The 12821-nt window shown below is 40.0% G+C and carries 10 protein-coding genes; 3 read left to right on the top strand and 7 right to left on the bottom strand.

Going from position 1 to position 12821, the window contains the following annotated elements; all coding sequences use genetic code 11:
- Positions 1-4 precede the first annotated feature (4 nt).
- From DBR11_RS21655 to DBR11_RS21630, 6 genes are all read right to left on the bottom strand, one after another.
- Entirely contained in the window at positions 5-1441 is a 1437-nt protein-coding gene (locus DBR11_RS21655) for an alpha-L-fucosidase (protein WP_108554701.1), read from the bottom strand.
- A 140-nt stretch (positions 1442-1581) separates the two neighbouring features.
- Positions 1582-3342: a RagB/SusD family nutrient uptake outer membrane protein gene (locus tag DBR11_RS21650; protein WP_108554700.1), complete on the bottom strand. Its 1761-nt coding sequence runs from the start codon at positions 3340-3342 to the stop codon at positions 1582-1584.
- A gap of 18 nt (positions 3343-3360) precedes the next feature.
- Positions 3361-6837, bottom strand: coding sequence for a TonB-dependent receptor (locus DBR11_RS21645; protein WP_108554699.1), 3477 nt, complete (start codon positions 6835-6837; stop codon positions 3361-3363).
- A gap of 188 nt (positions 6838-7025) precedes the next feature.
- A complete protein-coding gene (locus DBR11_RS21640; RefSeq protein ID WP_108554698.1) occupies positions 7026-8180 on the bottom strand; it encodes a FecR family protein in 1155 nt (384 codons plus the stop codon).
- Positions 8181-8271: 91 nt separating this feature from the next.
- Entirely contained in the window at positions 8272-8835 is a 564-nt protein-coding gene (locus DBR11_RS21635) for a sigma-70 family RNA polymerase sigma factor (RefSeq protein WP_108554697.1), read from the bottom strand.
- A gap of 192 nt (positions 8836-9027) precedes the next feature.
- Complete coding sequence (locus DBR11_RS21630) at positions 9028-10299, bottom strand: ArsB/NhaD family transporter (RefSeq protein ID WP_108554696.1); 1272 nt, start codon at positions 10297-10299, stop codon at positions 9028-9030.
- A gap of 112 nt (positions 10300-10411) precedes the next feature.
- Between DBR11_RS21630 and DBR11_RS21625 the strand changes: the two genes are divergently transcribed.
- From DBR11_RS21625 to DBR11_RS21615, 3 genes are read left to right on the top strand one after another with little or no spacing between them, the layout of a single operon-like run.
- A complete protein-coding gene (locus DBR11_RS21625; RefSeq protein WP_108554695.1) occupies positions 10412-11392 on the top strand; it encodes a Gfo/Idh/MocA family protein in 981 nt (326 codons plus the stop codon).
- 52 nt (positions 11393-11444) lie between these two features.
- On the top strand, positions 11445-11900 hold the full coding sequence (locus DBR11_RS21620) for a nuclear transport factor 2 family protein (RefSeq protein WP_108554694.1): 456 nt from the start codon (positions 11445-11447) through the stop codon (positions 11898-11900).
- A 57-nt stretch (positions 11901-11957) separates the two neighbouring features.
- Positions 11958-12446, top strand: a complete 489-nt coding sequence (locus tag DBR11_RS21615) for a hypothetical protein (RefSeq protein WP_108554693.1) — start codon at positions 11958-11960, stop codon at positions 12444-12446.
- 13 nt (positions 12447-12459) lie between these two features.
- On the opposite strand, the gene DBR11_RS21610 is transcribed toward DBR11_RS21615, so the two are convergent.
- The gene (locus DBR11_RS21610) at positions 12460-12675 is read right to left on the bottom strand and encodes a hypothetical protein (RefSeq protein ID WP_108554692.1); all 216 of its coding nucleotides are present in this window, start codon (positions 12673-12675) and stop codon (positions 12460-12462) included.
- Positions 12676-12821: the final 146 nt, after the last annotated feature.

Here is a 12821-nt window from a genome sequence, read left to right as displayed (position 1 = left end):
CGATTTATTGAGCAAGTTTGTAAAGACCAATATTGGAGATATTAGGTGTTAACCTGGAAGATTCAATGCGAATGCGAACTTTAGCTGCAGTAATTGCTTCAAACTTGATCAGTCGCTTATAACCAACAGTTGTTCCTTCTGCAAATTTTATCCATTGGTTATTGTTCCAGTATTCTGCCGTGAATTTTTCCACCCGCTGACCTTTGCTGATGTCTTCCTGCAGAGCAAGTACATCGAAGGTTTTAGCTTGTTTTAAATCATATTCCCAGGTCATTCCATTTTTTTTCACCGAAGATCCAGACAGTAGATTATGGCCAAAAGTAGCATCCATTTTCTGTTTCCATTCTTTAAGTGTCTTTTGGTCGCTTTCGCTAATCAAGCCTTGTTTATTGGGTGGGATGTTGAGCAGAAGTACGCTGTTGCGGCCAACTGAGGTGAAGTAAATATTCATGAGTTCCTCTGGTGTTTTGACTTTTGAATCTTCAGCAGCATGATAGAACCATCCTGGTCTTATAGATACATCTGTTTCTGCAGGATACCAGGCGAGTGTTTTAGCTTTAACAATTTTGTCCCTGCCGCCCAGATCATCTCCTGTCATATCGCCCTGTGGTGGAAATGAAATATCTTTTTGGGAGTTTTGTGCGGTACTGGTATTGGTTTGCTGACCAATTGGTACGACGCTCCACTCTGTTAAGCGGCCTTTTCCTGATTCTGTTCCTACCCAGCGAACATCCGGTCCGGATACCGCAATCACCGCTTGTGGCTGGAGTTTACGGATCAAACGATACCAGTCTTCAAAATGATAGGTTGGTTTTTTACCGTTTGGCCCTTCTCCATTGGCGCCATCAAACCATACCTCGTCTACTTTTCCATAGTTACTCAGCAATTCGGTCAATTGCTCCATAAAGTATTTGTTGTACTTTTCTGTATCTCCATAGTCTGCATTGTTTCTATCCCAGGGAGAAAGATAAACGCCAAAGCCTACGTTGTACAGCTTACATGCTTCTGCTACTTCTTTTACGATATCTCCTTTACCGCCTTTATACGGGGTATTTTTAATGGAGTGTTCCGTGTATTTACTTGGCCAGAGGCAAAAACCATCGTGATGTTTAGCGGTAATGATGACTTGTTTAAAACCAGCATCTTTAACAGTTTTTACCCATTGTTTTGCATCTAGTTCTGCAGGGTTAAATGTAGAAATGTCTTCTTTTCCATCTCCCCACTCCCGGCCGGACATAGTGTTAACACCAAAATGGAAAAAGGTAGTGAGTTCCAGGTTTTGCCAGCGCAACTGTCTTGGAGCGGGGACTACATTTGCTGCCTTTTGGATCACCTCTTTTTCGGTATCTGCTGGCAGAATATGGACAAAGTTTTTGGTTTGGGCGCTTGCCGATAGGGTATAGATCAGCAAAGGCAGGCTTAGGTGTTTTAGGTATTTCATTTGTTGTGTTTGTGATTGCTAATTTAAAATAAAAAGGAGCCCTTTTAAACAGGGCTCCTAAAATAATCCAACTATTAATCATGGCTACATTAATAAGCCATTAGCTCTGTAATATTGGTCTCCTGTTTCAGGATCTAAAATTACCAGCCCGGATTTTGTGTCACCTTGGGATTTAAAGTGATTTCCTGTATGGAGATAGGATATAGATAATCCCTTTTTACATCAAAATGATAGCCCCCCGACATACTGCTGATATTGGCATAAGGTGAGATGTAACCTTGCTGGTCTACGAAGATATTATTGCCAAGTTTAATGGAGGGGATGACCGCTAAGAATTGATTCGCTTTTGCGCCAAGTGGTTGTTTACCTATGATTAATTGTGGTGCAGCTGCCCATCTTAATATATCGTCTAAACGATAACCTTCACAGGCCAGTTCTACACGACGTTCTCTCCGAACCTCATTAATGATTGGTGATAGACTTGGAAACAGCCATTTTGAGTCTGTTGCGATAGCTCCAATATTTAAGTGCGGCATTCCAACGCGGTCTCTTAGTTTATTTATGGTTAAATCGACGTCAGATTGGGTTAAGGTCCCAAGTTCCGCTTTAGCTTCAGCATAAATTAACAAAACCTCGGCATAACGCATGTAAATAACACCAGTAGTTCCACCGGGCCCATTATGGCTGTCCTGATTGTAGTCTGTGTTTAGGCCTTTTCTAATTTCAAAGCCAGTGGTACAGGGGGCTCCGGCCACAAGTGCCGGATAGGTGAAGTATTTAATTGGATTGGCACCCGGTACATTACTGATAACAGTATCGCCATAGAAATAAACACTTTGTCTTAAACGGGGATCTCTGTTTTTTAAGATATTGGAAAGCGTTTCGTCTCCTTGATATTGTGTGCTGTTGCTAATTGAAAGGCCATCTTTGCACAGGTAATCATCAACCAGGCTTTTAGATAAGCCGGTAAAACAAGATCCATCAGAGCCAAATTGAAAATAGGATGCCCAGTTTGTAGTGAGTTTTGCCTGGACACTGAGCGCGCCCCAAAATATAATTTCTTTACTGCTGCTGTAATCTGTCTGATTGAATAAATTGAAATATCCATTAGATTTACCAACGTTATCCAGTTGATAGGTGCCTGACTGTATCACCTGGCTTGCTGCGTCTGCAGCCAATTGAAGGTATTTGGATCCATTCTGACCGGCCACACCAAAAGCATCGGTGGCATGGTATTTTTCCCAGGTACCTTCGTAAAGGCATACCCTGGATTTAAAACTCTGGGCATATTCTTTATACAATCGCTGAGTTTGGGCTGCACTTTTACCCGGAAGATTTGATATGGCTTTGTCCAGGTCATTTACAATTGAATCGACTACGATGTTTCTGGATAGACGCGGTGCCATCAGGAATTCCTGGTCATTCACATTAAGTGGTTTATTAATCCAGGGTACACCTCCAATAGATCGCAATGCATCAAAATAAAACATTGCTCTAAATAAATAAGCCTCGCCTACATAAGGGGCAATGGTACTGGTCTCTCCTGTTACTTTTTGGTAATTAGCCAGAAAATAGTTTACATCTCGGATAGAGGTCCAGTTGGCTACTGTACCATTATTGATGGTGAGCTCGCCATTTAGTCTTTTGTCTTCAACCTGAGTAACTAAGTTATCACTGTTGCCATCAACGCTGTAAATTCCCAGATTACCGAAACCACCATAAAGAGGAAAGTACCCGTATAGGTTGTTCATGTAGTTTTTAAGGTCTGCCGGGGTATGCCAATAAGAAGCTTCAGTAAGTGCAGAAGGGGGGACTTGGTTCAGTAAACTGTCCTTTTTACAGGAAGAAACCAAAATTAAACAGAGGAGAGAATATATGTATAGGATTTGTCTCGATTTCATAATTCAAATAATTAATGGTTATTGAATATTCATTTTTAGACCAAAAGAATAGCTTCGCTGAAGCGGATATATTTTTTCGTCACTTTGAAGTAGTTCGGGGTCAACATATTGATGCTTTAAAGCACCGGAAATGGTTAAAACATTCTCAATACTACAATACAGCCTTAATCCATAAACGTGAATTTTTTCGGTCAGTTTATTTGGAAAGGTATATCCAATTTGTGCATTTTTTAGCCGCATGTAGGCTGTATTGAGCAAATAGCCCGATTGGGTAATTTGGTTTCTACCCCCATTATTGATGTCTAATCTTGGGAAATAGCCATTAGGATTTGATGGAGTCCACCTGTCAGACAGTTTAGGTGTTACAGTACTTTGGTAGGTCGAAGTAACGCCCCAGAAGTAGTTGTTGCCTGGCATATAATCAGCATGTCCTTGCCCCTGAATGAAAATGGATAGATCAAAACCTTTCCAGCTGGCACCTGTATTGAAACCGTAGAGAAAATCAGGGGTTGTGTTTCCTATAATCTTCCGATCTCCGGGATTGGCAAGAGTGTTGTTTCCATAATCAATTTTTCCGTCACCATTGAGGTCTGCATATTGAATGTCTCCTGGGTTCCATGTGGCCCCGTTAATGGCTGCCTGGCTTGGAGAATTTTTAATCTGTTGCTGCGATTGGAATTTACCAACGGTTTCAAAGCCCCAGATTGCACCAATGGGTTCTCCTTTATACTTATCGTTGATGGATTGAGTGACATTTTGGTCGTATTGAGTCACCTTGCCGGAATAATGACCAATGTTGGCTCTGGCCGTCACATTGACATCCCCATATTGGTGTTTCCAGGAAACCGTAAGATCAAATCCTTTTGTAACAGACGCAGAATTGTTCACTAAAGCAGGAGTTACACCCAATTGGGCAGGAAATGTACCTATCTGACCAAATTGTGCGGTTATATTTTTTCTGTACCAATCAAAAGTTGCGCTAAAGTCGGTTAAAAAGTCGATGTCAATGCCTAGATCCAACATAGAAGGTTTGGCCCAGGTAAGGGTTGGACTCACAGTATTTGTTGGATTGGATACATTTGGCAGGCGGCCGCCACTGGCGGGGTCAAAGATCCAGGAAGTATTGGTGGATGAGCTGGTGTTTAAATAAGATTGATATGGATAGTAATTTCCCTTATCCAGGAAATAAGAAATATCACCTAAGCCGCCATAAGATCCTCTTAATTTTACATTACTGATTGTAGATAGCAGGGGTTTGAAAAAGTCTTCTTTTGAAAGTACCCAGCCGGCAGAGCCTGAAGCAAACAAATGATACCTGGTATCTTGTGGAAATAGAGAAGTGCCCATGTAACTGGCATTACCCTCTAAAAGATATTTCTCTTTGTAATTATAATTAATCCGGCCAATAGTACTGTTTGTTGACCAACTGTACCCACCGTCTGTAGTAGATGGAGCAATTCCACTGGTTAAAGCCAGTGAAGGTTGGCTCAAATTATAGAGATCTGAATTATATCCATATAAATAGCTGTAGGTTTTCTTTTCCGTTTGTACGCCTACCATCGCCTTGAAATAATGGTCTCCCAGGTGCTTTTCATAGTTAGAGAAAACATTATAATTGTAATAATTGGTTGACTCATTGGTTTTACTCACAGAGGATACCGTCGCACTTTGTGTTTGGGGGTTATTTGGTGTGGAATAGAGATAAGGTAAAATGGATATCATTCCATTCGTTGTATTGTAATCATAGTTGTAGTGTCCGGTAATGTTCCATCCGGGTAGTGGTTTTATGGTGATGTCACCACTAATTCTGCTCTCATTGGTACGGCTGGTGTTTCTTCCGCCTTGCTCGATTTGTGCGACATAGGAGTAACTATCATATCCACCGTTTGGATCTGTTAGAGCTATAATAGGCCAGATACGTGCAATTTGATGAAACCAGTTATTCCCTGTATTGGCTCCGCCATTAAATGGGGCATCGTCATTCTCTTGGGCAAAGGATGTTTTTAAACTAAATGTGATGTATTTATTGACGTCTGTGGTAATATTTGCGCGAAGGTTTTTACGTTTATAACTGTCAGACGCAAAATTGTATAGTCCATTTTTATCGGTAGAGCCCAAACCAATAAAATAAGTGGTTTTATCACTTCCACCATCAATACTAATGTTGTGCTCCTGGCTAGGCGACCATCTTTTTAAATAGAGTTTAAACCAATCATTATTTGAATTGGCAAATTGAGGATCATAGTTGGCCCATTGGTTAGCCCCTGGGATGGCTACGGTAGTTGGCGTTCCAGTAGGGTTGTTTATATACTTTTGTATTCTGTTGATAGCTTCATCTGGCACAAACTGAGCCAGACCAGCATTCAGGTAGGCTTCGTTTAAGGTTTGAGCCCAAGTGAGCGAATTGGACATTACAGGAACATTTAACGGCTGGGAAAAAGAGATGTTATTGGAATAACTTAACCTGGGTGCCTGATTTTTTTGGCCTTGTTTGGTGGTAATTAACAATACGCCATTGGGGGCTCTGGATCCGTAAACAGCAGCGGAAGCCGCATCTTTTAATAGACTGATACTTTCTATGTCATTTGCGTTTACAGAATTAATATTGGTTTCTACACCATCCACTAAAATAAGTGGACCAGCCAGTTCACCATTTAAGCCCGTGAAACCACGTATGTTCATCGATTTAGCAGCACCAGGTGCACCTCCACCATAATTTGTACTGATGTTTAGATTAGCCATTAAGCCCTGTAGGGCGTCCCCTACATTAGCAACAGGCCGGTTTATAAGATCTTTACTAGTTATTTGATCTACTGCGCCAGTTAAGTTGGCCTTCTTTTGTACCCCAAAGCCTACAACAACAACTTCATTCAGATCGCTGTTAATTTCCTTTAGCAGGATGTTGATTTCTGTTCTGCCGTCTATACTGACTTCTTTGGATTCGTAACCAATGTAACTAAAAGTAAGGATGCCCTTAGGTTCGGATAATGACAATTGATAATTTCCATTATTGTCTGTCACCACGGTGGTGGTTGATCCCTTAAGTTTAATGGTTACTCCAGGTAAACCCAACCCCTTCGCATCGGTTACTTTACCTTTAACTGGTACTGTTGTAACACCATCTTTTGTATGCGCTTTTCGCTGAACTACAATAGTATTATTAACAATGGTATAGGTTAGAGGCTGGTCTTTTAAACAGGCATCTAAAGTTTCGGTCAAACTCGCATTACGTAAGGAGACATTAATGTTTGTGGTGTTTTGCAATAGATTGTCTTCATACCAAATTACGTACTTGGTTTGTTTCTGGATCGCATTAAAAACCTTTTTCAGAGAAACATTTCTCTCTGAAAAATTAATCTGTTGTGCCGATGTAGTTGCAGATACCTGCAGGCAGAACACAGTCATCAAAAGGAAAACACATTTCATAAACAGAATGAGTTTAAAAGCCACCCGGCCATTTTTTGGCACAGGGGTAGATAGCGTATAAAAATTCATACTTTTGTTATTTGGTTAACTGGAAAAATTATCTAGGTATAGATTTTACCGTGCGCAACGGAAGGTTAACTACTTATTGCCCGGCAGTGTTGGTCGCACTGTCGGTTTTTTATTAACCGGTAGATTTTGGATTAGTATTTATGGCTTCATATACTTTGGTTTTAGGGTTTATAGCTAAATTAATTGCATTAAGGTGTGACTATAATAGTCCTGTTTTCAATCCTAAAGTGGACTTTACTCAGTTTCAAAATTTCTAAAAGTTCTGATAAACTGGCATCCCGGGAGATAGCACCGGTAAATGACCGCTTTGGTATATTTCCATGATATTCTACTTCTACATTGTACCATCTGGAAATTTGCCGCATAATGGATCTGATATCCTGACCTTCGAAAAATATTTTTCCGTTTTTCCAGGCAATTACACTGTTTAGGTCTATATTATCCAGAATATGCATTTCTCCACCAGGTTGGATGGAGGACTGTTGCCCAGGCTTCAGGATATTTTTATGATTATTGTGGGAAACTTCCACCGACCCTTCCATGAGGGTAGTTTCCAGCATTGGCTCATCACTATAGGCCATTATATTAAAATGAGTACCTAGAACCTTTACTTCCTGCTTATCTTTTATATCCACAATGAAGGGTACCTTTTTATTTTTTGTTACTTCGAAATAAGCTTCTCCCTGAAGCATCACTCTTCTGGTGGGCTGTGATTCGAAAGAGATTGGATACTTTAAACTGGAGGCAGAGTTGAGCCAAACCTGGGTTCCATCAGGAAGGCGTATTTGGTACTGACCGCCTCTGGGGGTTTCTATCGTATTAAAGGCCAGTGATGATTGCGACTTGGAATTTCCGGTGATGGTATAGATCAACTCACCTTCAGCCGTTTTACTAACCTGCACCCCCGATTCTTCAGCCAATTTACCATTTGCAGCATTGGTTAGAACAATACGCTTTCCATTTGCCAGGGTGAGGTATGCTTTTTGACCGCCTGGCTGTATAGGGTCTTTCATTTTATTTATGGCCAGACGAGCCTCAGGACTCTTATGAAAATGGACATAGGCCGCTATTCCAAAACATAAGAATACAGAGGCTGCAGCGAGGCCTGTTGACCAAAAACGTTTTGTTTTCTTTTTATTGGATTGAAGAGTTTCTGTTATCTTGTTAAAGATTTGTGTCTTGTGTTCCTGCTCGGTAACCGGTCCACTTGAAAAGACAGTTAAAGGCTCATCATTAACCTCCTCAAACCAGTTGTCAAACTCCTGTTGCTCCACAGAAGTTATTGTTCCGTTGAGGTACTTGTGTGCTAATTCCTGTAATCTGATCTTTTCTTTATCCTGCATTATAAGGGCCTTTATGTACTAGTACCCTGAAGAGAGCAAATGACTCAAATTATTTTTAAAAAAATAAAATTTGTAAAATTATATGTTGAATTTAAAGAAGGAAGCTTGTTAAAAAGTTGTTCAAATGTGCTCTTAGAACTTTTTTAGTTCTTACCAGATGGGAATTTACGGCTTTTTCAGTCATACCCAGTTCAGTAGCAATTTGGTGATGACTCATTCCTTCATCCTTGTTCATTTTGTAGATGATAAGACTTTTTTCCGGTAGAGTGGCCAATACTTTCTCTAAGCGGCTTCGAAGCTCCTGAAACTCCAGGTATTGTTGGGTGGAGTCATCTAGTACATCATAATGGGCTATTGCGTTACCTTCATAAAGTCGCTTTGATCTTTGTTTGTCAAGCCATTTAATTACCCTATATTTTACGGAAACAACCAGATAGTTGTTAAAACTGGAATTAATAGTCAGTACTTCCCTTCGTTTCCAGAGTGAAACAAAGATGTCCTGAACTATATTCTCCGCCTCAATGAGGTCACCTGTTTTTTGAACCGCCAAATGCAAGATCTTTTTCCAATATCGATTGTATAGTTCTTCGAATGCAGTATGCTGACCTTCTTTTAGGAGCAGAACAAGTTCGTGATCTGGAAGTGCAGATGGCATTTTGGTTATTGGTTTAATTCGCTAAAAAAATGAGTTTTTAACAGCAAAGGATGCACTATTTTTCGAGTCCTCCAAATAAAGAATATTTAATATTTTTTTTTGGCAATAGAACATAATAATCAGCTTATTTCAGATAATATATGTTGTCTGAATACTGAAGAACCAAATCCATTTATTTTAAACGTTCGTGATTCAGACGAGAAAATCGGTTAAATAAAGGATTGTCACTGCGGTGATCAATAACAATGGGGTAACCCATAAACCAATACGGAAGAAATCGTATGCACTCATGTTAATTCCTTTTTGCCTAGCTGAACTGATCACCAGCATGGTGGCTAAAGAACCAGCTACGGTTAAGTTTGGTCCAATATTACACCCAATCAGTGCTGCATATTGGACCAATTCCGGCGAATGTGCCATGTTCAATACGGAAATAGACAATAGAGCCATGGGGATATTGTTGATGATGTTTGCCCCAATTCCCGCTCCAAATGTAGTACCTAACATCTGTAATGGGAGTGGTATATGCCGAAGCGACATTAATCCCTGCGCTGCATATTTAGTTAAACCCAGATTCTGTACCCCCTGTATAACGATGAAAAGACCTATAATAAAAGGAAATAGTGACCAGGAAATCCCATTGATGACCTGCTTGCTGATCTGCTTTCTGTATACACTCCAAATCAATAAAGCCGCTGCACCAGTCAGTGCAATAATATAAGGTGCAATTCCAATTAATGCACCAATAAAATAACCGATAGTTACACCAGTCAATACAAAAATTGCACCTTTAAAATAAAGCGGATCCTTAATTACACTTTTAGGCTCCGGCAAATCCAATGCATTAAATTTTTTGGGTAAATTTTTTCTAAAGTACCATTTGAACAAGTGATAGTTTAAGCAAACGATGGCAATTTGAGGCAGAAGCATACGTAAAGCGAATGCCGCAAATGAAAATTTTAGCGTCCCCTGGAAAAGAAGGTTAGTCAGGTTGCTAACTGGTAAGAGTAGAGAACCTGTATTCGCGATAAAAGCGCATGCCATTAAAAAAGGTAAAGCGGGGAGTTTTAATCTCTTTACAAAGGATAAAACGATTGGTGTAAGTATGATTGCCGTAGTGTCAAGTGATAGGAATGCCGTGATAATGGCACCCAGAATAAAGACATTTCGGTAAAGTAGTTTTCCATGTCCGGTTGCCCATCGCGCAGCCCAGATGGCCGCCCATTCGAAGAAACCAGAACGGTCAAGCAGGTCTGATAACAACATTAAAGCCAATAGAAACAGCAATACATCTGCGCCTTGAGCAGTAATTTGTAAGGCTTGGGCTATGGTTTCTTTTTGGGTAAACAACATGAGGGCAGCACCTATTATGGTCGCCCAGGCTTCAGGTAAACCTTTAGGCTTCACAAGAATCAGGAATAAGGTTAGCACAAAAATGCCAAGCGTTATTATTGTAGATGCCATTGTTCGCTCTTCTAACAAAATCAGTTCCAAAGCTGGTGAAAATATATTGGAATCTTTTTTACAAAATAAACTAGCTTTACTGAATCTATCTGAGAATTGATCATTTCGATATATGCAGGAAATTAAATGGGGAATTATAGGTTGCGGGGATGTAACCGAAGTGAAAAGCGGGCCAGCTTTTAATAAGGTGCTCAACTCCTCTCTGATAGCAGTAATGCGCAGGGATGCAGTAAAAGCAGCCGATTATGCCTTGAGGCATGGCGTGCCGAAATGGTACAGCAATGTACATGAGCTCATCAATGATCCTGAAGTAAATGCAGTATACATTGCCACTCCTCCATTGCAACACGAAGAATATACGTTACTGTGTATGGCAGCTGGTAAGCCGGTTTATGTAGAAAAGCCTGTAACCATCAATGCAAGCTCTGCAATACGAATGAAGATGGCTTCCCAGCAATATGGAGTTAAATTGAGTGTGGCTCATTACCGCAGAGCCCAACCCATGTTTTTGAAGATCAAAGAACTGTTGGAGCAGAAAGAAATAGGTGATGTAAGATTTGTACAGTTGCAAATGCTACAGCCTGAAAACACGGATATTATAGCTCCCTCGGAGACCAACTGGAGACTGAACCCCGAAATTTCTGGCGGCGGATTGTTCCATGATCTTGCTCCGCATCAACTCGATCTAATGATTTACTTCTTTGGTGACCCCTTGATATCATCGGGAGTATCTGTCAATCAATCTTTGATCAACAATGCAGATGATCTGGTAAGCGGACATATTTTATTTAAAAACGGTGTGGTTTTCAACGGAACCTGGTGCTTTACGGTTTCAGTAAAAGACAGGAAGGATTATTGCGAAATCGTAGGGTCTTTGGGGAAGATCAGTTTTTCTGTATTTGGAAATAAGGTTTTATTGACAAAAAATGGAGAGGAAGAAGAATTGGTTTTTGCACCTATCCCGCATGTAGAGCAGCCTATGATCGAAAAGGTAAATGAGTATTTTCTTGGCCATCTGTCAGATAATCCTTGTTCTATTGAGCAAGCCATTTTATCAATGACGGTTATGGATAATTTTACTGCACTGCCATAGGGTTGTCAGTGGGGTGTTTTTTCTTTGTTTTTAAATCCATAGAAAATCAACCATGAAAGACATCCTTACCATTCAAACCAGAAAAATAGTTCAAAGCTTTTATCAGGCATTAGCCAGCAGAGAGTTAGAAACGCTCTGCGGCCTGTTTTCAGAAAACGTAGACTGGGACATACCTGGAAACCAGAATATCGCACCGTGGTTAGGAAGAAGAACAGGCAGGGAGGAAATAGCTGATTTTTTTAATCTTTTATGGCAGAATATAGAACCTGTAAGTGCACAGATTGACCATATTCTTGTTGAAGATAATTTTGCCATTGCTTCAGGTGAATTTAGTTCAAAAATGCTCAAAACCGGAAAGCTATATTCTTCTATGTTTTCTGCGCATTTCACCGTAGAAAGGGGGCTAATTGTGCGCTATCGTTTGCAGGAAGATAGTTATGAATTGTTTAGGGCATTAACTTTAGCGAGGGATAAACGATATTCATCGCCTTTTTTATTATTCTTTTAAATGATATGGTGAAGCTAAGATCGTTTCTTTTGCCGAAATTTTCTTAAATTCACATTTATGAACAGCACGCTTAACTTTCCACTCAAAGTTTGGCTGACCAGTATTTTTATTGGTCCTTTATTTCTGCTTTTGAATGCCAGTAACAATAATGCTGTGATGTTTAATACCGATATTACCCAGATCATTGATTATGTCTTCTCGAAGGATTTTGCGATCTATTACTTGGTTGCTATAGGAGTGGGAGGAGCCTGTTCTATGCCATGTTTTCTGTTGCTCTGGCTTTGTTATGTACTTTTGGGTAAGACATCCTTATCTGCGCTAAGCATCAGAGGCTTATTAATCCTGTTTAGCATGCTTTGTTCAATTGGGATCTTTATGTTGTTCTCCATGTCTGATCTTGAGCATTTCTGGAACATGGGCAATATTGTCATGATGGCTTCGTATGCCCTGCCACTGTTGATTGGTTTGCTCATTTATAAAATGCATTCGAGAAAACAACTTACTTCTTCCGAAGAACAGGAATCTCAACCTGCTCAAGAAGGCTGAACCAATACCCGAGTTAGCCAATAAGCTTTTTTAGCCAGTGGGGGATAGGTATACGAATGGTCCCATCGCCAACTATAGCTTTAATAAAACCGGTTTTCGAATCGATAACAAGAATTAAACCGAGTACTATAATGACCGCCATTAGAATGATTTTGCTCCGAATATATTTTGTGCCTGCAGGAGTGATTTTTTTAGGTTGAGGAATTGGGCTTTTTGATTTTTTCTTCATTGAAACAGAAATGATAATTATGCAAAGATTAAAAAAAAAGTACCATAGAGCAGCAACATGGTTCTGATTTTACTTTAGGGAGGTACAGTAAAAGAAGAATAAAAATATTTGTATTTAACAAATAATAAGATACATTTGTACTGTAT

Source organism: Pedobacter sp. HMWF019, assembly GCF_003061025.1.
Lineage (GTDB): Bacteria > Bacteroidota > Bacteroidia > Sphingobacteriales > Sphingobacteriaceae > Pedobacter.
This window is presented reverse-complemented; position numbering and strand designations above follow the sequence as displayed.

What these genes read in the sequence shown, in the direction of transcription:
- DBR11_RS21655 (WP_108554701.1), bottom strand. Translation starts at nt 1,441, where the DNA reads ATGAAATACCTAAAACACCTAAGCCTGCCTTTGCTGATCTATACCCTA.
- DBR11_RS21650 (WP_108554700.1), bottom strand. Translation starts at nt 3,342, where the DNA reads ATGAAATCGAGACAAATCCTATACATATATTCTCTCCTCTGTTTAATT.
- DBR11_RS21645 (WP_108554699.1), bottom strand. Translation starts at nt 6,837, where the DNA reads ATGAATTTTTATACGCTATCTACCCCTGTGCCAAAAAATGGCCGGGTG.
- DBR11_RS21640 (WP_108554698.1), bottom strand. Translation starts at nt 8,180, where the DNA reads ATGCAGGATAAAGAAAAGATCAGATTACAGGAATTAGCACACAAGTAC.
- DBR11_RS21635 (WP_108554697.1), bottom strand. Translation starts at nt 8,835, where the DNA reads ATGCCATCTGCACTTCCAGATCACGAACTTGTTCTGCTCCTAAAAGAA.
- DBR11_RS21630 (WP_108554696.1), bottom strand. Translation starts at nt 10,299, where the DNA reads ATGGCATCTACAATAATAACGCTTGGCATTTTTGTGCTAACCTTATTC.
- DBR11_RS21625 (WP_108554695.1), top strand. Translation starts at nt 10,412, where the DNA reads ATGCAGGAAATTAAATGGGGAATTATAGGTTGCGGGGATGTAACCGAA.
- DBR11_RS21620 (WP_108554694.1), top strand. Translation starts at nt 11,445, where the DNA reads ATGAAAGACATCCTTACCATTCAAACCAGAAAAATAGTTCAAAGCTTT.
- DBR11_RS21615 (WP_108554693.1), top strand. Translation starts at nt 11,958, where the DNA reads ATGAACAGCACGCTTAACTTTCCACTCAAAGTTTGGCTGACCAGTATT.
- DBR11_RS21610 (WP_108554692.1), bottom strand. Translation starts at nt 12,675, where the DNA reads ATGAAGAAAAAATCAAAAAGCCCAATTCCTCAACCTAAAAAAATCACT.